The 22679-nt window shown below is 68.1% G+C and carries 25 protein-coding genes and 5 pseudogenes; 10 read left to right on the plus strand and 20 right to left on the minus strand.

The window, feature by feature from the left end; genetic code table 11:
• From KPL57_RS73095 to KPL57_RS54900, 3 genes are all read right to left on the minus strand, one after another.
• The coding region (locus KPL57_RS73095) for a transposase family protein (protein WP_374203930.1) at window positions 1-236 on the minus strand (236 nt) is incomplete at its 3' end.
• Between the two features lie 168 nt (window positions 237-404).
• On the minus strand, window positions 405-1202 hold the full coding sequence (locus KPL57_RS54895; protein WP_226350737.1) for a transposase family protein: 798 nt from the start codon (window positions 1200-1202) through the stop codon (window positions 405-407).
• Window positions 1203-1241: 39 nt separating this feature from the next.
• Window positions 1242-1526: a transposase family protein gene (locus KPL57_RS54900; protein ID WP_226358211.1), complete on the minus strand. Its 285-nt coding sequence runs from the start codon at window positions 1524-1526 to the stop codon at window positions 1242-1244.
• Between the two features lie 493 nt (window positions 1527-2019).
• Between KPL57_RS54900 and KPL57_RS54905 the strand changes: the two are divergent.
• Window positions 2020-2268: pseudogene (locus KPL57_RS54905) on the plus strand (transposase family protein); the annotation flags it as partial.
• A gap of 183 nt (window positions 2269-2451) precedes the next feature.
• Here the strand turns inward: KPL57_RS54905 and KPL57_RS54910 are convergent.
• Entirely contained in the window at window positions 2452-2871 is a 420-nt protein-coding gene (locus tag KPL57_RS54910; protein ID WP_226358213.1) for a transposase family protein, read from the minus strand.
• Between the two features lie 330 nt (window positions 2872-3201).
• Here KPL57_RS54910 and KPL57_RS68260 point away from each other — a divergent pair, with 330 nt between their 5' ends.
• The 4 genes from KPL57_RS68260 to KPL57_RS54930 all read left to right on the plus strand — a co-directional run bounded on the left by KPL57_RS68260 (window position 3202) and on the right by KPL57_RS54930 (window position 5660).
• Window positions 3202-3828 carry an META domain-containing protein gene (locus KPL57_RS68260; RefSeq protein WP_264199794.1) on the plus strand — a complete coding sequence of 209 codons (627 nt, stop codon included), beginning with the start codon at window positions 3202-3204 and terminating at the stop codon, window positions 3826-3828.
• 33 nt (window positions 3829-3861) lie between these two features.
• A complete protein-coding gene (locus KPL57_RS54920) occupies window positions 3862-4359 on the plus strand; it encodes a DUF1440 domain-containing protein (protein ID WP_226358230.1) in 498 nt (165 codons plus the stop codon).
• A gap of 301 nt (window positions 4360-4660) precedes the next feature.
• On the plus strand, window positions 4661-5038 hold the full coding sequence (locus tag KPL57_RS54925; protein WP_226358221.1) for a hypothetical protein: 378 nt from the start codon (window positions 4661-4663) through the stop codon (window positions 5036-5038).
• A gap of 178 nt (window positions 5039-5216) precedes the next feature.
• Window positions 5217-5660: a hypothetical protein gene (locus tag KPL57_RS54930; protein ID WP_226358222.1), complete on the plus strand. Its 444-nt coding sequence runs from the start codon at window positions 5217-5219 to the stop codon at window positions 5658-5660.
• 6 nt (window positions 5661-5666) lie between these two features.
• Here KPL57_RS54930 and KPL57_RS68265 read toward each other — a convergent pair whose 3' ends face one another.
• Together KPL57_RS68265 and KPL57_RS73100 are read right to left on the minus strand one after the other, a co-directional pair.
• Entirely contained in the window at window positions 5667-6581 is a 915-nt protein-coding gene (locus KPL57_RS68265) for an Lsr2 family protein (protein ID WP_264199793.1), read from the minus strand.
• Between the two features lie 10 nt (window positions 6582-6591).
• Entirely contained in the window at window positions 6592-7986 is a 1395-nt protein-coding gene (locus tag KPL57_RS73100) for a histone-like nucleoid-structuring protein Lsr2 (RefSeq protein ID WP_374203927.1), read from the minus strand.
• A 138-nt stretch (window positions 7987-8124) separates the two neighbouring features.
• On the opposite strand from KPL57_RS73100, the gene KPL57_RS54945 reads away from it, so the two are divergent.
• A complete protein-coding gene (locus KPL57_RS54945) occupies window positions 8125-8646 on the plus strand; it encodes a hypothetical protein (RefSeq protein ID WP_226358223.1) in 522 nt (173 codons plus the stop codon).
• A 132-nt stretch (window positions 8647-8778) separates the two neighbouring features.
• A complete protein-coding gene (locus KPL57_RS54950) occupies window positions 8779-9231 on the plus strand; it encodes a hypothetical protein (protein ID WP_226358224.1) in 453 nt (150 codons plus the stop codon).
• A 102-nt stretch (window positions 9232-9333) separates the two neighbouring features.
• Here the strand turns inward: KPL57_RS54950 and KPL57_RS54955 are convergent, their stop codons facing one another.
• The 3 genes from KPL57_RS54955 to KPL57_RS54965 form a co-directional block, all read right to left on the minus strand.
• Entirely contained in the window at window positions 9334-10809 is a 1476-nt protein-coding gene (locus KPL57_RS54955) for a CitMHS family transporter (RefSeq protein WP_226358225.1), read from the minus strand.
• Between the two features lie 169 nt (window positions 10810-10978).
• Window positions 10979-11191 carry a MarR family transcriptional regulator gene (locus KPL57_RS54960; protein WP_226358226.1) on the minus strand — a complete coding sequence of 71 codons (213 nt, stop codon included), beginning with the start codon at window positions 11189-11191 and terminating at the stop codon, window positions 10979-10981.
• Between the two features lie 366 nt (window positions 11192-11557).
• Window positions 11558-11707 (minus strand): hypothetical protein, encoded by a 150-nt coding sequence (locus tag KPL57_RS54965; protein WP_226358227.1) that lies wholly within the window; start codon window positions 11705-11707, stop codon window positions 11558-11560.
• Window positions 11708-12071: 364 nt separating this feature from the next.
• On the opposite strand from KPL57_RS54965, the gene KPL57_RS54970 reads away from it, so the two are divergent.
• Window positions 12072-12758 (plus strand): hypothetical protein, encoded by a 687-nt coding sequence (locus tag KPL57_RS54970; protein WP_226358231.1) that lies wholly within the window; start codon window positions 12072-12074, stop codon window positions 12756-12758.
• 52 nt (window positions 12759-12810) lie between these two features.
• Here the strand turns inward: KPL57_RS54970 and KPL57_RS54975 are convergent, their stop codons facing one another.
• Window positions 12811-14091, minus strand: coding sequence for an IS256 family transposase (locus KPL57_RS54975; protein ID WP_226358232.1), 1281 nt, complete (start codon window positions 14089-14091; stop codon window positions 12811-12813).
• Between the two features lie 109 nt (window positions 14092-14200).
• Here KPL57_RS54975 and KPL57_RS54980 point away from each other — a divergent pair.
• Window positions 14201-14446 (plus strand): annotated as a pseudogene (locus KPL57_RS54980) (integrase core domain-containing protein); the annotation flags it as partial.
• Window positions 14443-14769: pseudogene (locus KPL57_RS54985) on the plus strand (transposase); the annotation flags it as partial. The pseudogenes KPL57_RS54980 and KPL57_RS54985, both read left to right, overlap by 4 nt.
• Window positions 14770-15033: 264 nt before the next feature.
• Here KPL57_RS54985 and KPL57_RS54990 read toward each other — a convergent pair.
• The 10 genes and pseudogenes from KPL57_RS54990 to KPL57_RS55035 form a co-directional block, all read right to left on the minus strand.
• Window positions 15034-15477, minus strand: a complete 444-nt coding sequence (locus tag KPL57_RS54990; protein WP_226358233.1) for a hypothetical protein — start codon at window positions 15475-15477, stop codon at window positions 15034-15036.
• 219 nt (window positions 15478-15696) lie between these two features.
• Complete coding sequence (locus KPL57_RS54995) at window positions 15697-16065, minus strand: hypothetical protein (protein ID WP_226358234.1); 369 nt, start codon at window positions 16063-16065, stop codon at window positions 15697-15699.
• 337 nt (window positions 16066-16402) lie between these two features.
• Window positions 16403-16609, minus strand: a pseudogene (locus tag KPL57_RS55000) (IS3 family transposase); the annotation flags it as partial.
• 18 nt (window positions 16610-16627) lie between these two features.
• Window positions 16628-17443 carry a ParA family protein gene (locus KPL57_RS55005; RefSeq protein ID WP_226358235.1) on the minus strand — a complete coding sequence of 272 codons (816 nt, stop codon included), beginning with the start codon at window positions 17441-17443 and terminating at the stop codon, window positions 16628-16630.
• The gene (locus KPL57_RS55010; protein WP_226358236.1) at window positions 17440-19167 is read right to left on the minus strand and encodes a ParB/RepB/Spo0J family partition protein; all 1728 of its coding nucleotides are present in this window, start codon (window positions 19165-19167) and stop codon (window positions 17440-17442) included. The genes KPL57_RS55005 and KPL57_RS55010 overlap by 4 nt, the downstream gene beginning before the upstream one ends.
• A gap of 141 nt (window positions 19168-19308) precedes the next feature.
• Window positions 19309-19599 carry a hypothetical protein gene (locus KPL57_RS55015; RefSeq protein ID WP_226358237.1) on the minus strand — a complete coding sequence of 97 codons (291 nt, stop codon included), beginning with the start codon at window positions 19597-19599 and terminating at the stop codon, window positions 19309-19311.
• 425 nt (window positions 19600-20024) lie between these two features.
• Window positions 20025-20483, minus strand: coding sequence for a transposase family protein (locus KPL57_RS73105; RefSeq protein ID WP_374203931.1), 459 nt, complete (start codon window positions 20481-20483; stop codon window positions 20025-20027).
• Window positions 20377-21286 (minus strand): annotated as a pseudogene (locus KPL57_RS55025) (IS5 family transposase); the annotation flags it as partial. The pseudogene KPL57_RS55025 and the gene KPL57_RS73105, both read right to left, overlap by 107 nt.
• 404 nt (window positions 21287-21690) lie before the next feature.
• Window positions 21691-22068 carry a multidrug efflux SMR transporter gene (locus KPL57_RS55030; RefSeq protein ID WP_226358238.1) on the minus strand — a complete coding sequence of 126 codons (378 nt, stop codon included), beginning with the start codon at window positions 22066-22068 and terminating at the stop codon, window positions 21691-21693.
• Complete coding sequence (locus tag KPL57_RS55035) at window positions 22068-22382, minus strand: multidrug efflux SMR transporter (RefSeq protein WP_226358239.1); 315 nt, start codon at window positions 22380-22382, stop codon at window positions 22068-22070. The genes KPL57_RS55030 and KPL57_RS55035 overlap by 1 nt, the downstream gene beginning before the upstream one ends.
• Between the last annotated feature and the right edge of the window lie 297 nt (window positions 22383-22679).

The raw sequence follows: 22679 nt of genomic DNA on the forward strand, positions 1-22679 counted from the left end.
GATGGGTAGCGGTATCGGCCACCTTCTTCGCTGAGCATGCGCCATGTTTTGAGGTGCGCGATGGCGTGTTCGACGGCTGCGCGGATTCTGCCGAGGGCGGTGTTGAACTCGACTTGGCTGGGGTCGAGGTCGATACGGGGGATCGCTTGTGCGGGACCGTGTTGATGCCCTCGACGCCGATGTAGCCGAGGTCGGCGACGGACGGGAGATCGCGCAGACGCTCCGCCAGCCCGGATGCGGCGTAGGCATGTGCGTCGTGGCGGGCGCCGTGAATCGGGACTTCGCCGACCGCGACGAGGACTCCGTCGAGGGTGGCGGCGATCTGCAGGTTCATGCCCGAGTAGCCGGCCTTGACCGAGAACAGGTCGGACACTGAGCCTTTTTCAACCTGACGTTTGTGCTGGTCAGGTAGCTGTGATCATGAGGGTCTGGACCGCGGCGACGAGCTGGGTGGCCTGGTTGGGGCTGGAGCGGATCTTGCGGAGGATCTTCCAGTTCTTCAGCTCGGCGTTGACCCGTTCACCGGGTGCCCGTCGTCGGGCGTGGGCGGCGTTGACCGCTTTCTGATTCGCTGACAGGGGCCGGTACCGGCCGGTGTCGAGGTCGCGGCGGCGGCGTCGGTGGGGGACGGTGATCGCGGGCCCGCCGCCTTGGTAGGCGGTGTCAGCGATCGCCCGCACCCCGGCGGTGTTGACCGCGTCGATGATCCCGTGGGCGCGGGCGGCACCCATGTCGTGCCGGGCTCCGGGTAGCGGTGGGGAGATCCACACCAGCCTGCCGACGGGGTCGGCGATGACCTGCACGTTCAGGCCGTGGCACTTGTGTTTGCCGGAGTAGAACGCCCGGTCGTAGCCGGATGTCATGCCGACCCGGTCGATACGCAGCAGCGTGCCGTCCAGGATCACGAACGCCTTCCCAGCGGCGACGGTGATGGCCTGTTCCAGGGTCGGGGCGAGCGCGGCGAGCAGACCGATCGCCTCGGTCAGGTACCGGTACACCGTCGCGGTGCTCACCGCGAACCCGCAGGCCAGGGCAGCGTAGGTCTCGCCCTTACGCAGGTAGGCGAGCACCAGCAAGGCCTGCCGACCGGCTGAGAGCCGGCGCCAGCGTGTTCCACGCTGACGCCGATGCCCCCGGAGAAGATCAGCAAGATCACGGACGCTACGGCTGGACACGTTCATCCCGGATGGGTAGGACAGCACACGGGGCTCCTGGCAGACGACGGTTCGACACCCATCCGTCTACCAGGAGCCCCACCCCGGCCGGCCTTCACGCCCCTGACCAGCACAAACGTCAGGTTGAAAAAGGCTCACTGCGTTCCAGTCCCACGTCGGGCACACGGTGCCATCGACCAGCACTGTTCCGCCTCCGAGGACCTCCCGCGGGTCGGGCACGACGTCGGCGAGGACCTCGCCGATCACCGGGCGCAGCAGGTCCCAGCGGCGACTGACCGTGGACTGGCTGACCCCGAAGATCGCGCCCGCGAAGTCCTGGGTCACGTTCTTGCGCATCAGCGTCACCACCATGGCCACTGACCGGAACAAGCCCAACGCAACAGGCCTACCTGCAGAAACGAACTTGCCGCCGCATCGGGCGTGTACTCTCACCACCAGATCGGTGAGTTGTCTATCGTCCAACCCTGTCATAGCTTTGAATCGCAACAGCTCTTCGCCGATCCTCGTTCGATGCCTGGGAACACCGAACAAACCGGCAAGGGCTGTTGCACTTCAAGCGCGACACACCGCCGTGCCGGTATCGAGACAAAATCGCCGGTGACGGCTTCCGCAGATCAACAGAATTACTCCCTTGTGAATAAGCCCCCTGGACGAGGCCTCCTTGGCTCGGGCATACCGGTTGGTCGGGTTGAAGGGTGAACCGTCCTGGGTCTGCGAGAGGCTGAGAGGCTTATTCAGGGCCCGTGAAATAACGATCTAGCCCGGCGTGTCGGGTTGGGCGACAGCCCGTCCATCGCGAAGATTAATTTGCCGAATCAATCCAAGATGAACGGGTTGTCGCAGTATGTACTATACCACTGGCTTTCGGCGTGATGAGATTCAGGATCTTGCCGCTCTGGTGCATGAGCAGGATCAGCGGAACGCGACTGGCCTGCGACGGCCTTGGCCGCCGATTCTGGGATTGTTCTGGTCGGTGGTGATCACGTTGGCGTATCTGCGCGGGAATCGTGTGCAGTGGGAGTTGGCGGAAACCTACGGGGTGTCGCAGTCGACGGTCAGTCGAGCGATCGCGGGGGTGACACCGTTGCTGGCACAGGCACTGCGGAGTGTCGTTCCGACTGCGGAGGAGCTTCGTGCCGATCGGCAGTACATCATCGACGGAACCCTACTGCCCTGCTGGTCATGGACCGCCGTACCAGGTCTGTGGTCGGGCAAGCATCGCACCACCGGCGTCGTCGTCCAGGTCGCAGCCACCCTGAGGCTTATTCAGGCTCCGTCAGGTAAGTGTGTAGAAGATGAGTCCGATGACTGCCGAGATTGTCGTTTTAAATGTGGCGTAGGGTCGGCGGTAGTCTGTGTGGAGAACTTTCCACGTTTTGATATGGGCGATGACTCGCTCGATGGTGGCGCGTGTGCGGTTGAGGCTCTTGTTGAATGTTTTCTGCCAGTCGAGAAGTTCCCGGCCGGGTTGTTTTTTGAACGGGGTGAGCATGCCGCGCCCGATGTAGCCTTTATCGCCGATCGGTGGGTATGTGGCGAGGTGGTCGAGGGCGCCGGATTGGTCGAGGCAATGTAGGTCGTGTCGGGAGCCTGGGGTCGGGTCGGAGATCCAGCACGTCCCGACCCCAATAGCGCATGAACTCGTAAGACAAGTGACCGAAGTCAGGACGGACGCGCAGCGGCCGGAGACCGACACGGCAACGCCAGATCAACAGCGACCAGAGGCGGCGAGGACGAGCCGGACACCGCCCAGGCCTGACCGAGGACGGGAGACGCGACTGGAGAACGCCCCAGGCGGCGAATGGAGACCGCCGGCCAGCCAGGCCGGCTGCACCAACACGCGACAGCGCGGTGCACCGAGCCCGTCCTGCGGGCCCGCAGCAGCGCCACGAGCAAGCACCCACCGTGGACCATCACTACCGGCGAGTAACCATGTTCTCCTGAAGCCCATGCACACGATCTCCCGCGCACGCCGCGCGGCGCCGCAGCACTACTCGCCGCCGCCGCACTCACCACCGCCGCAGCCATGACCACCAGCACTGCCACCGCAGCCACCCCCCACACCGCCGCCATCAACGCCGCCGACAACGGGCGGCCCTACTACGAGGTCTGGGAACCCGGACAGCACCGCCCCCACCACCCCGGAGAAGTCCACGTGCCTCGCCCTGACACCACCACCACCGACACCGACGGCCCCCACGCCGTCGGACCACTGCCCGCCACCCCCGCAGCAGCCGACACCGCAGCACGAGCAGCCGTGACCGAGCCGATCCCGACCGTCGAGCCGGCGACACACCCCCTACAGCAGGCCCTACTCGGACGCTGGACCCCCACCGACGACAGCGCCGGCGGGCGGGCATTCGTCGAATTCACCGACAACGGCCACTGGACCGGCTCCGACGGCTGCAACACCCTCCACGGCACCTGGACGGTCTCCGCCGACGGAGCATTCGTCGCCGACGCCGACCCGACCACTCTCATGGCCTGCGAGAACGTGCCCATCGCAGAGTGGCTCACCCAAGCCATCCACGCCCGAGTCACCCACACCCACCCCACCGACCGAACCACCGGCGAGACTCTCGTCCTGCACGACGGCTACAGCGACCTCACCGACCCCGCCGGCAACATCACCCTGACCCGCCATCACCCCTGACACCGTCCTCGCGCTCCGAGCACCCGTAGGCACGTGCTCAGCACGTCCCATACCCTCGCGCTCTTCACGGCCTCCGACCAACACCATCAGGCCGCGAAAAGCTCAAACCACCCTGAAATTCACATGAACACGCGCATGTCAGCAACTATGTACAGAGTCATCATTGCGGCCGCAATGTCCGGCCTCGTCAAGCTGGGATGGGAAGTCATCCTCCCCGCGCGCACCCCAGACAGAGCGTCACCGCCTGTGGTCCTACTCGAACAAGCCGGGCTCCCCGCAAACGAATGGACCTACACATTCTCTGCCCACACAATAAACTTCGGAGGGATCACAACACATTTCATCTTCTGCGCCGTAGCGGCGGCCGCATTCCTCTTCCTCGCGCAGCGCATCCACCTCAACCGGATCTGGCTGGTAACCCTGTTCGGGACCGGCGCATGGCTGGGCTTCCACTGGATCGCCTTACCCCTCCTCGGATTGACCCGGCAACTGCGGACCTCCCGTTCGACGAGAACCTTTCAGAGTTCCTAGGGCATTTGCTGTGGGCATGGGTGATCAGCTACTGCACCACCACCGGCACACCGGAACTCGCTCACGAAGAGAGGACGGTCAAGGTCGGCAACCCCGATACCTGACGAACCACGTGACGGCCCCCAACGGGCAGCCATTCGCGTGAACACTCTCCCCCGCGACGAACGCAGTGCGTAGCCGACATACACCGACCGAGTGGTGGTGCGTGGCCTGCAGTTTCCCGCGCAGGGCGCCTGTCGTTGCAGCTGGTACGGGCTCCCCCTCGTATTCGAGTACCAGCACTACCTGGAGGACATGCGTGATGTGGAAGAAGGCCGGAATTGTCGTGGCTGCGTCGGCGGCATCGCTGATGGCGCTCTCGCCGGTGGCGATGGCCCACACCAGCAGCGACCGGGGTGACCATGGTGACCACGGGATCGACAAGAGCGCCGAAGGCCTGATCGCCGGGCTGAACGGCAACAACGTCAACGTGCCCGTGCAGGTGTGCAACAACAACATCCCGGTCAACCTCGTCGGCCTGCAGGTCCCCATCGAGGACGCCGCCGCTGCGAACGGCCTCACCGGCGCCCTCGGCATCCTCGGAGAGGCCAAGGCCAAGTCTGGGGACTCGGTCACCGACCAGTCCGATAACTGCGCCCAGGCCAGCGACACCGGCGACACCGTGAAGGGCCACAAGTAACACCCCCCGCACAACGCGGTCATTTGCCCCGCGCGTGCAGAACAGAGCCCCGCACTCCGAGCGGCCACGGCACCGACAGCACAGGGTGCCGACAACCCCCGGGTGCGGGGCTCTCCCACACCCCCCGGGCGCCCCACGCCGGGCGACGGTCACACCGGGCGCTTCTACACTGGTCCCCGTGTCTGACCGCTCCGACCCGATGGGCCCCGACGACATCCTGGTCATCGCCAGCCAGGACTTCACCGTCCGCGGCAACAAAGACCTCTACCAGGCCTCCTACGCCCTGATGAGCTACTTCTCCGGGCTCTGCCGACACGGCCGCATCGCCGACGCCTACGCCGGACCCACCCAGCCTCCCGCCGAACACGGCTACGACCCCGACGACCTCGGCGGCGAGCACCTCACCGTCCGGATCGAAGTCATCGCCGACACCGTCGACCACGGCACCACCACCGCCCTCGAGACCATGCACCGCGGCTTCACCACCCTCGCCCGGACACTGCCCGACCAGTACAGCCCCGACGAGATCCAAGTGCTGACCATCGCCATCGGCGGCGACGACCTGACCATCACCCACCTCGACCGCACCGCCGCCTACCGACGGGTCGGCCTCACCCCCTGACCCGAATCAGCAGTGACCACCAGTCTCCAGGCCCGACCCGCCGGGATCGAGCAACTCCGGATGGGCCCGTAGATAGGCATCCCGCACCTGCCCCGACAACCGCCCCCGCGCACCCACCGGATAACCCTGAGCCTGCGCCCACACCCGCACCGCACCCACCGACACCGACGACCTCGGCGGCGAAGTCGAAGTCGGGGTCGGGGTCGGCGCAGCCTTCCCGGGACCGCCCTGGTCCCGACCGACCGCGGCGCCACCCGCGGCCTCCTCGCCCGACACATCCTCAGCAGCACCGGCCCTGACACCAGAGCTGGTGCCGACCTCAGGGCCGATCTCGGGACCGCTGATGACGCCGGCGGTGGCGCAGGGAATGTCGTGAACAATGTCGGAGGGAACGTCGCCGAGCGGCCACAAGGCCAGAGGCACATCCCCCTCATGCGCGATAACGCGGCGAGTGGCCGAGCGCCGACGCCGGACCCGCTCCGACCTATCACGAACCGAATCGCCAGCACCAGCTCCATCAGCACCAGCAGCAGCCACGACGCCGGCCTGGGCTGACCCGGTGACAACCGCCGCGGAGGCGTGAGCCCCGACCTCGCTGACCCGGTGGACCTCTCCGAGAACGGTGAGGTCGGCCAGGTCGCGGAGCAGGGTGTTGACGAACACCTGAGCGACGTCGGTGTGGGCGTGATGATCCAGAAACGCCGACACCACCCGCACCGCGGTCAGCGCCTCAGCCTCCCGATCACCCCACACCGGATGCGACTCCACACCCCGCGCCGCCCGCCGCGCCGCCCGCACCACCTCCGCGAACCGGCGAACCCGCACAATCTCCCCCGCCACACCCGACCCCACAGCATCGGGCACCGCAGCAGCGGGAACCGCGCCGTCCAGTACCCCGGCGTCCGGGTCGGGTCTGCTCACCCGCCCATGCTCACCCAGACGACCCTGGACCCGCTACCGCAGCGAGGTAGGCGTCCCGGACATGGGCTGGGAGCCGCCCCCGCTCACCGACGGTGTAGCCGTTCTCCCGAGCCCACTCCCGCACCAACCGCGCATCCGGAACCACCGACACCGCCGACACCGACACCGCCGACGAGCCAGGGGCAGGGGCAGGGGCAGAGACCGGCGCGGGAGCCGCAGTAGCGGCAGCCCCGGCCGCCGCGGCGGACGTAGCGGCGCCAGCACCTGCCGCAGCGGCGGCGGCAGTGTCCATGATCGGTCGCAGGATCTTCGCCAACGCATACGCCGCGACGTCACACGCCTTCATCTTCGCCCCCTCCGTCGCCGTACACACCACGACCTCACCCGCAGTGTCGCCCACCAACAGACGCGCCGACACCGTCGCGGCGAACCCCTGCGGATGCCCCGACTTCCCCACCCCCGCCGGGACCGCACCGATCTCCAGATCCGCGATCCGCTCCACCTGCCGCCAATGATGCAACAACGCCCGCGGCGAGGTGTACTTCCCCAACACCGGATCCTGACCCGGCTTCACCCCACCCGGCACCACACCCTTCCGGCCGGCCCCCCTCGACCCCGCACCCCTCGACCCGGACGGTGCCGCCCCGGACGGCTCCTTCTGCACGGCATTCTGCTGCGTGGCCTTCTGCAACCCCGGACCTGTCGAACCGGCCTGCCCAGCGCTACCCTCACCCCGAACAGCCCCGGACCCGACACCGACCTCACCATCAGCCTCGGCGTCGGGCGCCCCCGCCCCAGCACCCACCTGCGACACCGGCACGGCCTGCACCGCGCCGGGCCCCGCACGTCCCGCCCCGGCCGCCGAGGGCGGGACGCTGCCCGGGGCAGCGAACACCGGCGTCACCGTCGGCGCCTCCACCGGATCAGGAACCACAGGGATCCCCGCAGCCTTCAACCACGTCCGCAACGCCGCCGGCGGCACCTGAAGAACATCCGCGGCAGCCTTCGCCGACATCCCCCGACGGATCATCGTCTCCGCCCGCTCCAACACCCGAGCCCGATCCCGCTCCGCATCCACCGACGTCCCCAGACGTACAGCATGCTCACGCTCCCCCAGCTTCAAATCCTCCGCAGCCGACAACACACACGCCAACGAGCAATACATCCCCAACCGCAGATGACGACCCCCACCACCCGGCGACCGCTCCAACAAATACCAACCGGTCGGGACACTGATCCCCACCGCCGTCAACTTGCACGACCGACAAAAATACGACCGCTCCACACCCCCCGACGGCGACGGCCCCCACGGCCCCGCAGAGGGTGTCGCCCGCCGATCCGGCACCCGACGACCCGGCTCCCGCCGCGCCCCACCCGAACCCGACGACCTACCCGCACCCGACATCCTGGAATGCTCGTACCGCACCGTGACCCCGCCAATCAGAAATATCGCGAACCCGACCCCTGCAACGGTAACCAGAACGGCACCCACGCCAGGTCATGAGACAGCGGACCGGACACGAAGCGGTCCCGTACCCTCCCGATGATGATCGTGCGCGCCACCGCGAAAGTACTCACCGCCATCCGGCAACGCCCCGACCAGCTCCCCACCCTCCCCCCGACCGGGGACGACTGGTACCTGCACCTGGCCTGGCTCCGCGCACGCAAATGCCTCCTACTCACCCACGCCGACACCCTATTCTCGGTGTTCATCCCCGACATCCGCGTCCACGACCTGCGCCCACCCGGCCCCCTGCTCGTGGCACGCATCCACGCCGCCCTCGACGCCGCGGACCTCCCCACCGACGCCCTCGGCGAACTCGACCCCGACACCGTCGCCCTGGCCAAAACCCTCGACCGACGCGTCCGAGGCGTCATGAACGACCACCTCTACACCGTCGAACACCTCCTCGACCACCACAGCATCGGCATCGACCCCGACCGACCCGGCATCACCGCCCCCGACACCCTCGACCTCATCCACCGCCACCTACGCCGCACCATCAACAGCCCCACCGGCTACACCCAACCCATCGACGCCATCCGCGCCCGCCTCACCACCTGACAACAAGCCGACACCCCCACGGGACGACAGCTGTCAACAGCGACGCAGACTCCCCTCCCTTGTTCAGGCGACCGTCCGTGTGACCAACAGGCGTCTACCGGCCACGCACAGTTCGTGCCCTACTCTCATTGCGTGACGATCATGCTTCCCGACAGGGCTACACGAGGTTCCCGCCGACACGGCATCGCCCGCCGTGCCGTGGCCGGACTGACCGCCGCGGCCGCGCTGGCCGCGTCCCTGCTCCTGGCCCCCGCCGCCAGCGCCGCCGACACACCACCACCCGGGCAGCCCTACGGCCAGGGCCAGTCCAGCCAGTCCACCGTGCGCCCCGGCGGGAACCCCGAATGCCGCCCAGGTGACCCCCTGTGGTGCGAGGTCGATGGCGGGTTCATCACCATCCGCTTCTTCGAACCCGGCACCTACGAGTTCGAGTTCACCATGAGCGACGCCGACAACCGCGGCGAATACACCACCCGCCACACCGTCACCAACGACGGCCACAGCGGACCGGTCACCATCCAGGTCGTCAGCCCCTACTTCCGCGAAATGGGCTTCAAGATCGACAAGTTCAGCTACCGCTGGTAGGGCACCCACGCACGCCGGTGGGGCGGCCCCCGGGGAGTCGGGGCCGCCCCACCGGGGGTGGCAACAACAGCGCCGTTCAGCGGCGCCATTCAGTCGCGCTGGTCAGCCGAGGGGGATGACTCCCAGCGCGATCGCCGTTGCCATCATCACCAGCGAGCACACGGCGGCCCGCCAGATGACCTTCTTGTGATGATCAGCGAGGTCGACCTTGGCCAGCGACACCAGCAGCAGCATCGCCGGGACCAGGGGGCTGGTCATGTGCACCGGCTGCCCGATGATCGAGGCGCGTGCCATCTCCACCGGCGAGATGCCGTAATGCCCGGCCGCCTCGGACAAGATCGGCAGGATCCCGAAGTAGAACGCGTCGTTGGTGAGGAAGAACGTCAACGGCATACTCAGCACACTGACAATCACCGCGAACCAGCTGCCCACCTCCGCCGGGACCGCCGTGACGATCCCGTTCGCCATCGCCGCGACCATCCCGGTACCCGACAGCACCCCGACCAACACCGACGCGGCGAACACCATCGCGACCACCGCCACGATCGAGCTGGCATGCGCGGTCACGGCGGTGACCTGATCGGCCGGGCGAGGGAAGTTCACGACCAACGCGATCGCTGACGCGGCGACGAACACCAGCGACAACGGCAACACATCCAGCCCCAACACCACCAACAGCGCCGCGGTCAACACCAGGTTGAACCAGATCAACTTCGGGCGCAGCGTCGGCCTGTTCGGATCCAGCACCCCACCTGCGTCGATGAACCCGTCCCCCGGACCTGCCGCATCCCCGCCAGCACCAGCTGTGACAGCCGCGGCAGGCGCGGACTGTCCCGCAGGACCAGCACCGTCAGCACCAGCACCGCCCGGGTCAGGCGCGGCACCGACGGGCTCGAGGACACCCTCGAGTTCATCGGCGACGATCGGCAACGGCCGCCCGGCCCTGGCAAGCCGACGACGTTCCGAACGGCCGAGGAACCAGGCCAGGATCAGCACCGTGGCCATCCCCAGCACCATGCTCGGGATCATCGGGTTGAACAGCTCCGAGGGAGACACCTTCAGCGCCGTCGCCGCCCGCGCGGTCGGTCCACCCCACGGCAGGATGTTGAGCACCCCGTTGGCCAGATTCGCCACCACAGTCAACACCACCGGACTCAGCCCGAGGCGCAGATAGATCGGCAGCAACGCCGAGACCGTGATGATGAACGTGGTCGACCCATCCCCATCCAGCGACACCGCCCCCGCCAGGACCGCAGTCAGCACCACCAGACGGACCGGGTCGTTGTTCACCGCGCGCAGCACGAACCGGATCAACGGATCGAACAACCCGACATCGATCATCGTCCCGAAGAAGATGATCGCGAAGAACAACAACACCGCAGTCGGAGCGAAATCCTTCATCGCCGACGTGATCGACTTGACGACCCCGTCCTCACCCGACTCCGCGACCCCCGTACCAACCGCGACCAGAGCGAAGGTCAACGGCACCAACACCAGCGCCAACGTCGGAGCGAGCCGCTTCGACAAGATCAAGTACATGAAGACCGCGATCATCGCGGACCCCAGAGCGATAAGCATGCAGGTCCTCGCATCATTGCCGGGGCCACGCCCCATCGGCCGACTTGCGGACAGTAACCAGCCACCGGCCAGTGTCCACAAGATTTGACCATAAAGAAACTAAAGACCACGATGCGTGACGAAAATTCCGGGGTCCCGCTGGTCTGCCTCACCCGGACACCGAACGCGCTCAGGCCCCCACCCGCGCCGTGCCACCCGACGCGGTCGAGACGCTCCAGCAGCGCCCGGTCTTGACCGCAAGCCCGGCCCCGGCCAGCGCGGTCAGTGCTTTCGACACCGCCGGGGCCTTCCGGCCAGTCGCTGCGGCGATGTCCCCGGTCCGGGTGTGCCCGGCGGCCAGGGCGGCGTAGACCTCCCGCTGCGCAGGCGACAACCCACTCACAGCGCCAGGCTCAGCGCTGCACTCGGCCCCGGCCGCGGCATCGGGCCCCTCGACCGAGGCCGGTCGGGACACGACGTCGGCGGCGGTCAACGCCGCCGGCACGGCGACACCCGCCCCCCCCGCCGGCAACGCCACCACCGACACCGGCGCCGACGCAGCCAAGTCCGGGGCCGGAGCCGGGGCGTCTGGGAACGACTCGGCAGCCCCACCAGGGCTGGTGGTGCAGGGCCCCGGCAAAGTCGCTAGATGATCTTGTGGTGGGCCGTGACACGCGGCACCGTTGCGGCGCCGCGCGGCGCTATAGCTGGTCACAGACAGGTGCAGTGCGGCAATCAGAAGGCCGCGGGGGACGGTTCCCACCGTCTATCACGACTTTGCCGGGGCCCTGGCCCACGCCCGACGACGGGCACCCGGTGAACGGGTCAACGCCGAGCTGAAGAACTGGAAGATCCTCCGCAAGATCCGCTCCAGCCCCAACCAGGCCACCCAGCTCGTCGCCGCGGTCCAGACCCTCATGATCACAGCTACCTGACCAGCACAAACGTCAGGTTGAAAAAGGCTCACTAGCCGTTTCGTATCGTTCTGTTAATCGTTATGTTTTTAGTTTCGTTGCAACGAAACGATACGAAACAGCTAGTGCTTGGCGGGATCATCCATGAGATCCCGCCAAGCAGCAGCTAGGCTCCGGCGGTGCCGCACGCCGAGCTCGACGCCGCCCCGGACGCCTCGGCCGCGGTCGACGCTCCGCTGTCGCCGGACGAGGCCGCCTACGTCGCCGCGGCCCGCGCGCACAACACCCGCCGCGGCTACCGCTCGGGTCTGGACCGGCTTCACCGCGTTCTGCACCGACCACGACCTGACGCCGCTGCCCGCTGCGCCGGTGACGGTGTCGGCCTACCTGGTCGCGCTCGCCCAGACCGGGGCGAAGGTCCGCACCATCGCCAAGCACTTGTCCGGGATCCGCGCCGCGCACCGCGCCGCGGACCTGCCCGATCCCGCCGTCACCGCCCGTGTGACCGCCGTTTGGGAAGGCATCCGCCGCAGCCACGGCGCCCCACCCAGTCAGGCCGCCCCCCTCATGCCGCCACTGCTCGACCAGGCCGTCGCCGCCTGCCCGACCACCCGCACCTGGAAGAACCGCCCCGGCGAACCGTCACTGGCCGGCGCCCGCGACCGGGCCCTGCTGCTCCTCGGATTCTGGGGCGCCCTCCGTCGCGCCGAGCTCGCCGCGCTCACCGTCGAACAGCTCGGCCCCGAACACGAACTGCGCAGCGGACGCCGCGGCCGCGTCCTGACCCTGCACCGCTCGAAGACCAACCAGACCGGCGACCAGGCAGAACTCATCGGCCTACCCCGCGCCGAACACCCCGACCACTGCCCGCTCACCGCCCTCGACACCTGGCTCGACCTCGCCGGGATCACCACCGGGCCGATCCTGCGCAAGGTCTCCACCGGCAACCGCGTCCACGACCAACCCCTACACCCCGAGTCGATCAACAACCTCATCCAGGGCGCCACCACCCGCGCCGGACTGCCCGGCGGCCCCTACAGCGCCCACGGGGCTTGACCCCGGAATCGATCTGGACGAGCAATCGTCAAGACCTGTGGATGAAGATCTTTTAGGCGGCTTCGGTGTGGGTGTGGGCATCGGGTCGTTCGACGAGGCGGCCGGCGTCGAATCGGGCTCCGGCTCGGACGAGGGCGACCAGGTGCGGTCCGTTCACGGCGCGCCATCGGTTCTGGGCGGCCTCGATGAGCTTGAACGCCATCGCCAGTCCGGCCGCGCGTGACCCGGGCCCGCGGGTGACCCGGGTGCGGTGGCGGACCGTCGCGAACGTGGACTCGATCGGGTTCGTGGTGCGTAGGTGTTGCCAGTGTTCGGCGGGGAAGTCGTAGAAGGCGAGCAGTTCGTCGAGGTCGTCACCGATCTTCGTGACGGCCTTGCCGAACTTCGCCCGGTAGGCGGCCTCGAAGCGGGCCACGGCGTCGAGGGCTCTGCGCTTGTCCTCGGCGTTCCAGATCTCGGTCAGCGCCTTCTTCGCCCCCGGATGCGCTGACTTCGGCAGAGCGGCAAGGACATTGGCGGTCTTGTGGACCCAGCAGCGCTGCTCGCGGGTCTGCGGGAACACCTCGCGCAGCGCGCCCCAGAACCCGAGCGCGCCGTCAGCGACCGCGAGCACGGGTGCTCGCATGCCGCGCCGCGCGCAGTCGCGCAGCAGATCGGCCCAGGACTCGCTCGACTCGCGGTAGCCATCGGTCAGGGCGACGAGTTCCTTGCCGCCGTCCGCGCGGACTCCGATGAGCACGAGTAGGCACAGCTCGTGTTCCTCGAGGCGGATGTTGACGTGGATCCCGTCGGCCCACAGGTAGACGTAGTCCACACCGGACAGGTCTCGGCGGGAGAAGGTCTGCTGTTCGGTCTTCCAGGTCTCGGTCAGTCTGGTGACCATCGACGCCGACAGGCCCGCGGTGGAGCCGAGGAACTGCCCGAGCGCGGGCACGAAGTCCCCGGTCGAGAGTCCGTGCAGATACAGCAGCGGTAACACCTCGGTGATCTTCGGAGTGCGGCGGCACCATCGCGGCAGGATCGCCGAGGAGAACCTGCAGCGGTGCCCGGTCTCGGGATCGATGCGGCGGTCGTCGACCCGCGGGGCGACAACCTCGACCGCGCCGGCCGAGGTGAGGACCTCGCGGGGCTGGTGGGTGCCGTTGCGGACCACGAGCCGCCGGCCGTGCTCGTCGCGCTCCTCAGCGTGGCGGGCGATGTAGTCATCGACCTCGGCCTGCAACGCCTCGGCCAGCATCCGGCGGGCGCCTTCGCGGACCAGGTCGTCGATCAGCGAGCCGCCGCCCCGGCGGGGTTCATCGGTGTCAGCAGCTCCAGGAACTACGGTGAGCACGGGTCGTACCCTTCCGGCCGGCGTTGACCCGCCGGCCTTGCTTCAGAGCCTCAAGATCACCGGGAGGGTACGGCCCCTCCAGGTCATCCACAGGTCTCAAGCATTGCTCCACGACCTGGGCATCACCCCGAAACACACAAGGCCCTACCGGCCGCAGACCAATGGCAAGATCGAACGATTCCACCGCACCCTGGCCGACCGGTGGGCCTACGCCCGGCACTACACCGGCGAGTCCCAGCGGCGCGACGCCCTCCCAAACTGGCTCCACGAGTACAACCATCACCGGCCCCACACCGCCATCGGACGACGACCACCGATCAGCCGGTTAACCAACGTCTGTGGTCAGTACAGCTAGTGAAGGCGATCCCGCCGATCCGGGGTCGTCGTGGCCAGCCCCGCCACCGCCCCGGGACGCTCTACGGAGACCGGGGCTATGACTCCCAGCCACACCGCCGCCGCCTCCGCGCACTCAGCATCCGACCACACTTGGCCCGACGACGACGAGGCCACGGCTCCGGCCTCGGGAAACACCGCTGGGTCATCGAACGCGGCTTCGCCTGGCTCCACGCCTTCAAACGACTCCGGACCCGCTACGAACGCCGAGCCGACATCCACCTCGGCCTGCTCCACCTCGCCTGCGCCCTGATCTGCCACCGGGGACTCACGAAGTCATTCTGAAACGACCTCTGAGTACCAGCTTGCCAGATCCCCCGTCGCTGCTGGGTGGTCACTACCACACCAGCTCCGGATCGGGCCGCGAGTTCCAGTGCCGCTCAGGCTTCACTCGGCCCGCATTGCACCAAGACCGTGTCGCGTATCTGCTCGAGCCCATCGAACCGATCAGACATCGACACGCCTCCAGAAATTCTGGACTGCCGCAACGCACTACAGCGCAGCAAAGCACCCCGGAACCACCCGGATTTTTCTAGAATGACTCCAGTTTCAGGAGGTGAGGCCGACCCGGCAGTAAGCCGCAGTGCGGTCGAGGTGGGTGATGGTCAGGTCGTCGCCGCCGATGGCGATGGTCAGCACTTGGATTTCGTCGGGGCTGTATTGGTCGGGCAGTGTTCGTCCGAGGGTGGTGAAGCCGCGGTGCATGGTCTCGAGGGCGGTGGTGATGCCGTGGTCGATGCTGTCGGCGATGACTTCGATCCGGATGGTGAGGTGCTCGCCGTCGAGGTCGTCGGGGTCGTGACCGTCGGTGGCTGGCGGTTGGGTGGGTCCGGCGTAGGCGTCGGCGATCCGGCCTTGTCGGCAGAGCCCGGAGAAGTAGCTCATCAGGGCGTAGGAGGCCTGGTAGAGGTCTTTGTCGCTGCGGATGGTGAAGTCCTGGGTGGTGATGACCAGGATGTCGTCGGGGCCCATCGGGTCGGACATGTCAGACACCAAGGCAGTGTAGTGGCGCCCGGTGTAGAGGCCTCAGGATGCGGGAGAGGCCCCGCACCCCGAGGGTTGTGGGCATCCTGTGCGACAGTGCCGTGGTCCCTTGAGGCCGGGGCTCTCTCGGTGTACGCGCCCTGGTCTCTGCTCGTTGGCAGCGAACAGGGGCGTGTGCTCAGCTGGCGTGGTGAGTGAAGGCTCCCGCCAGCGAAGCGGCGCGGGGTGTTACTTGCCGCTGATGGCGGCGTCGCCGGCGGCGCCGGTCTGGGCGCAGGTGTCGGACTGGTCGGTGACCGAGTGTCCGGACTTCGCGGTGCCAGAGCCGAGGATCCCCAGCGCGCCGGTGAGCCCGTTGCCCAGGCCGAGGTCTTCGATGGGGACCTGGGCGCCGATGAGGTTGACGGGGATGTTGTTGTTGCAGACCTGGATCGGCACGTTGATGTTGTTGCCGTTCAGGCCCGAGATCAGCCCCTTCGAGCTCTTGTCGATTCCGTGGTCGCCGTGGTCACCGCTGCCGTGGGCCATCGCCACCGGCGAGAGCGCCATCAGCGATGCCGCTGAGGCGGCCACCACGATCCCGGTCTTCTTCCACATCACGCATGTCCTCCAGATAGTGCTGGTACTCGAATATGAAGGGGGGAGCCCGTACTAGCTGTAACGAGAGGCTCCAGGCTGGGAAACTGCAGACCACACACCACCACCCGGTCGACGTGCGGTTGTCGCGCAGCGCAGTCGAGATGTCGGGGATGCCCACTCGGGTGGGGGTGGCGGACGTCGCTTGATGCGTCGGTGTGTCACTCGCGGTGTGTCCCAGCTGGTGGTCGCGCGGTGGCGGAGGCCGCGGCCGGCGCGGTGGTCCGGTTCTGTCGGGATTGCAGTAGCGACCTGATGGGGTTTGCTGCAGTGTTGGTTGACAGTGGTTAAGTGGTGATCATGGTGCGGGGGTGGTGGTCTGGGTGGTGAAGGTGAGTTCGTACTCGACGGGGGTGAGTTTGCCGAGGCCGCGTTGTCGGCGTCGGCGGTTGTAGGTGCGTTCGATCCAGAAGATGATCGCGTCGTGGAGCTGGTCGCGGGTGTGCCAGCGGTGCCGGTCCAGGACGTTGTTCTGCAGCAGGGCGTGCCAGGACTCCACCGCGGCGGCGCGGGCGGGGTTGGTTCACCGGGCGGCGCCGAGACCGACGACGCCGGCGGTCTGCAGGTGTTCGACGACGGCGGCCACGTCGGCGGTGACGGGCTCGTCGGGGCCGTAGAGGCACAGCGGCATCTGCGCGCTGTAGGCCTCAGGGACCCGGACGGAGCGGCGCACGGCAGGGGTGACGATGCCGCCCCATGCGCTGCGAACCTGGTCGAGCACGTCGCGGTAGTAGCTGCCGGCCGACGGCACGATGGACGGTGCCGCCGCGACGAGCCGCAGCTGAGGGTTGTAGGCCTTGGCGACGGTCTCGATGGTGGCCTCGAACTTCCCGACGCCGCCAGCCTCCTTCTCGGCCGGCGCGAACACGGTCACCGCGACGTCGGCTGCGACGAGCGCGGACACGGTGAGCGTGCCGAGCGACCCCGGGCAGTCGAGCAGGGTCACGACGTCGGCGTCGTCGACGGCCGCCTGCAGCGCCATGCGCAGCCGCTGCTCGCCGCCGAGGACTTTCGACAGCTCGACGTCGGCGCCCTCCATCCGTGTCGGGTGAGAGGGCACCACGGTGAGCGTGTCGAGCTCCTCGACGGGACGTTCCGTGGCGAGGATCGCCGCGCCGTCGAAGAGGAGCTCGTAGGTCCCGAGCCCGGCCGGGGCGACGTTGCCGGCGTCGTCGGGCAGGGGCTCGGGATGGCCGAGCCAGTGGGAGGCGTTGCCCTGCGCGTCCAGGTCGATGACCCGCACCCGGTGGCCGAGCTGAGCCAGCCGCGCGCCGACGTTGACCACGAGGGTAGTCTTCCCGGCGCTGCCGGCCTGGTTGCCAACGGCAATCACGGTCATGAGGTGGCTCCGTCTGCGGGGGCGCTTCCGGCGGAAGCACTCATGGTGAGGACGGCGAGCCGCTGCTCGTCGTCGGAGGTGAGTTCGTAGCCGCCGTGCGCGGCCAGGCGCCGCACGTGCCGGGCCTCGTGGGAGGTCCAGTCGCGGCCGTCGCCGCCGGCCCAGCCGAGGCTGTTCTCGACCTCGGCGAGCGCGACGGCCACGGCGGCTCGGCGCGCAGCCAGCGGCCCGGCGGTGGCCTGGCGGTGCAGCCACGTCGAGACGGGGTCGTCGCCGGCGTCGACGTCTTCGTCGACGAGCTGTCCGCAGAACTCGGCGGCGACCGCGGCGTACTCATAGGGCTCGAGAACGACGTCGACAAGCACGGCGTCGGCGAGGATCTCCACGGCGAGCTCGGGGTCCAGTCGCCCGGTCACGATGCGGGCGCACGCCGCGGCGCGGGCCTCGCTGGCAGCGCGGGCGACCTCGGCACGTTCCTGACGTTCACGCAGCAGAGGGGCGCGCTCCTGCGCCTCGGCGGGGTCGACCGTGGTCGCCGGTGCGTCGGGGCTTCCGCTGAAAGCACCCGCGGAACCGCTTCCGCTGGAAGCACTCGGCTCGGCGGGCGCGACGGTTCCCCCCCCACCGCTGCGGGGCTCGTCCTCCCGCGCCTGGGTGGAGTACCAGGACAGGTGCAGTCGCTCGCCCTGGGCGTAGACGTGCGCGAGAACGTCGGCGGGCGGCGGTACGGCGTCGTCGCCGCTGGCGATGCCGCGCACGGCCGGGTCGGCGCCGGGCACCGAGTACGCGCTCGGGAGCAGGTGGTTCCAGGGGCGGCTGCCGAACTCGGCGTCAGGGTCGTCGATGAGGCGAAGCCCGGCGGCAGTGAGTGCGGTGCGCAGCTGCTCGCCGCGTTCACGGGCGGCGAGCGCGGCCAGGCGGGCCGTGACCACGCCGTTGATGCCGCGGTACTCCTCGCGCTTGGCCTGCGACCAGGCCGAGGAGATCTCGCTGTCGGGCAGTTCCAGCAGCCGCAGCGCGTCGGTGACGGTCAGCTCTCCGTCTACGAGCGCGGCCGCGAGCTTGGCCGGCAGCCGCAACAGCTGCAGCCGCTTGTGCACCTGGCCGGGACTGACCCCGGTCTCCTTGGCGATGCGACGCTCGGACCAGCCGCGATCACGCAGCCGCCCGAAGGCGCGGGCCTGCTCGATCGGACTCAGGTCGGTGCGCTGCACGTTCTCGACGATCATCGACAGGACGGCGTCGTCGTCGCCGGCGAGCGCATCGCGCACGACGACCGGCACGGTCGGAACGCCGGTGTGGACGGCGCCGGCGTGGCGACGGTGCCCAGCAACGATGACGTACTGAACGGCCACGTCCAGCTCGACGTCGGACCGCTGGGCAGTGAAGGCGGCCCGGCTCACCACGACGAGGGGCTGCAGCACGCCGCGCTCGGCGATGGACTCACCGAGGCCGGTGACGTCGCCGAGGCTGTCGCGGATGTTGTCGGGGTGCGGAGTGAGGTGCGCGACGTCGACGTCGACGATCCGCTCCCCCGGCGCCGGCGGCTGCTCGGCGGCTGCGCTGATGGCCCCGAGAATCCCCGCCCGGGCCTGCGGAGCCTCCGCGGTCGCGGTGGCGGTGGCGGTGGCGGTGCTTCCGCTGGAAGCACCCTCGCCGGATGCTCGGCGCCCGATCCGTGCGGCTGCGCCGACGGTGAGTCCTGGCTGTCGCCTCGGTGGCATGAGGTGTCCCGCTTCCCCTCGATGTTGGGTGCATCCTCCCGCGAGCGCTCGAACTGCAACGCGCCGCGGTCATCCCAATATATATGGATTGTATATATTTGTCGTGTCTGATGGGTGCTTCCGCTGGAAGCAGCGTCGCGTTCAGTGCGCGGCACTGGGCTTGCCCAGGTTCGTACGGGCCTGGTGGGTGGCGAAGGACGCGAGCGCTGCGGCCTGGGCGGCGTTGCGGCGGTTGGAGGGATCGGGCGCCACCGGCGTGCGGTCGGTGGGCTGTACGGCGACGGGGGAGCGGCGCTGCTGGCGTTCGTAGCGGGCGGCGACGTAGTTGCCCGGGTGTCCGAGGAGGCTGGCGGGCAGCTCGCCGAGTCGCCCGGTCCATGGTCGCAGTCGTGCGCCGCGGATGGCGATCGGGTCGCGGCCGCCGCGGAGCATGTCTCCGCGGTGGTGGTCGGGCCAGTCGGGGTGGTGGTCGATGGCGTGCAGTACCGCGGCGGGGCAGGCGCCGGCATCCCACTATCTGCGCAGCAGTGCGTGGAGGCAGAACCGGGGCACCCCGGGAAGCCGCTCGTTCTCGATGCCGAGACCGCGAAGGACACAGGCAGCGGCGTCGGTACGTTCCAGAGGGGTCTGGGGCACTCCGCAGAGCAGCCAGGGCGCCCGGACAGGACCACGGTGTTCGAGCCGTGTGCCGCGCAAGGGCTTACGAGTTCATGAGCTATTGGGGTTGGGATGTGCTGGCCTCAGAGGTGCTCGGTGAGGGCCTATCGCATGGCGTCGCGGTCGGAGACCAGACCGGCGATCGCCCGGTAGGTCTCGGGCAGGTGTGCGCGCTGGTGAGTCCAGCGCCGCAGGCCGCGTCACTGCTTGTGTGCGGCGATCGCGTGCTCGACCGCGATCCGCTGGGAGGAGTGACGCTGCCGAGCCCGGTCTCGGATATCGGCGGTGACGACAGAGACCGTGTTGCGGGAACGAGTACTCGGGGGCGGAGCAACGATCTGACCCCGATGACGCTTCCGGAGTCCGCGATAACCGGCGTCGACCAGCGCTCTGGCGTGCGGGAAGTGATCGAGGAGGTCATCGATGCCCTCAGTGTCGAACGCGGTCTGGTCGTGTTGGCGTCCCGGCCGGTGCGCCCCGGTCCATAGGGTGCGTCCCGCACCGTCGCTGATGATCGTGGTCTTGATGGTGTTCAGGTTCTTCTTCCCTGAGAGCGTGTTTGGAAATTCTAGTGGGTTGAGGGTGTCGTGTGTTTCTGCTGGCGGGTGGCGGGGTATCCACGGGCGATGCGGCGGGTGATGGTGTTGATCGCGGCCCAGCGGATCATGGCTTCGGATGTGGTGGGGTGGCGTTCGTAGTCTCGGGCCAGGCGTCGGTGTGCGGTGAGCCAGGCCAGGGTCCGTTCGACCACCCACCTTCGTGGGAGGACGGTGAATCCGCGCTGCTCGGGTGGCTTGCGGATGATCTCGATCGTTGTCTGCAGGATCGTGGCGGCCCAGTCGAGCAGTCGCCCGGCGAAGCCGGCGTCGGCGTAGACGAACCGCACCCTGGTGCGCAGGTAGAGGTTGAGCAGGATCGGCTTGGCGCCGTCGCGGTCCTGTACCGAGGCCGAGCACACCATCGTGGTCAGCAGCAGACCGAGGGTGTCGGTCACGATGAACCGTTTCCGTCCGCCTGTCTTCTTCCCGGCGTCGTAGCCGCGGGAGTCCTGGCCGACGGTGTCGGCGCCCTTGACCGACTGGGAATCGATGATCCCCGCACTCGGCTCCGGATCACGGCCCTCGGCGATACGTAACTGCCCCCGCACGACCGGGAGGATCTTCTCGGTGACCTTCTGCTGTTCCCACTGGTTGAAGTACCAGTAGACGGTCTGCCAGGGCGGGAAGTCCACCGGCAACGCCCGCCAGGCACACCCGGTCCGCACGACATACAAGATCGCGTCCAGCACGTCCCGACGAGCATGAGCAACAGGCCGCCCCCGCCGCGCGAGCGGCGGTAACAACGGCTCGATCACCACCCACTGGGCATCACTGGTGTCCGAGGGGTACCGGCGCGGTCGTTCCTGCATGCCGACCACGATGGAGCACCCCAGCCGTGTCGACCATCCCGACACACCCACCATTTCCAAACACGCTCTGAGATGAAGGCCCGCCGGCCTGGTCGGTGCGCGGCGGGTCGGTTGACCTGGGTCTCGGTCGCATCCAGCCGCAGGACGACTCCCTCATGCTCGGCGTAGGCAACCACGTCAGCCAGCGTGCGCAGCCGTACTCCAGGCCGGTCAGGCACCGCGTGACCACGCCCGGCCAGCAGCGGCCGGACCTCACCGATCGAACTCGGCCCGTGCGGGCAGCAGCGCGGCGAATTGGTCCCACAGCGGCTCGGTCAGCCATGATGGCAGGACGGGCACGCGGCCTCCAGACGATCACGAAGCGTAGACAACTTCATGATCGGCAGGCCCGTGCCCGCCCTCGCCCCAGACACTCGGCCGCGGCCAAGCTGTAACCAATCCGCGCGAGCTCCAAGTCGTCACTTCGGTTGCTCGGTGGCGGCCGACGGTGCCTCAGCCGTCGCTTCCGTCGTCGGAGTTGGGGCCTTGGTGAATTTCAGACCGACGATGCAGCTGATCAGGATGGTCAGCACGACGGCTTTGGCTGTGGTGAACTGCTCGCCGCCAGTCAACATGGCGTAGGCGACGGTGAGCACGGCGCCGATCCCGATCCAGACTGAGTACGCGACGCTGACCGGGATGTGGCGCATCGCGAGCGCCAACCCGATCATACTCAGGGTCAGGAAGATCACGAAGACTACTGTTGGGGCTGGCTTGCTGAATCCATCGGACTGTCCGAGTGCGGTCGCCCAGACTGCCTCGAACACTGCGCTGACGACCAGGACAATCCAGCTCATCACGACACCACCTTGAGCGCGACGACGCTGCCGACCAGCCCGGCGAGCAGGAGCACCTTCATCGGTGTGGCCTTCTCTTTGCCGCGGAAGATCGCCCACCCGGCGGTCAGCACGGCGCCAACGCCGACCCAGACCGCGTACGATGTACCGGTGGGCAGGGTCTGCATCGCCACAGCAAGGCCGATCATGCTGAACACAAGCGCGACGGCGAAGACGACCGTCGGTTTGCGACGCTTAAATCCGTCCGAGGACGACAGTGCTGTCGCCCATACCGCCTCAAGGACGCCGGACGCGATCAAGATACCCCAAGCCACCAGGAACTCCCTGAACCAGTCTTGTCGCTGCGCGGGTACTGGTTCACCTCGTCCGCAAGGCTTCTCCAACCTTCACGCTGCAACATAGCAAGCCAGAGTCGAGTAAGCGCTCCGTGGTGACCGAAGCCTCCACCGTATTCATGCGACCGTGACTGTTGGCGGTGCCCGAGTTTGCCGGCTCCTGGCCCATGCGAGGCGCTGGATTCCGGCCGGAGCCGTGACCCGACTACTGCGAGGGTCGCTGTAGCCGCGGTCACGCACGGGTGGTCCCGCCCGACGGGCTCCGACCGAGCCGGC

The organism is Pseudonocardia sp. ICBG601 (genome assembly GCF_020496245.1).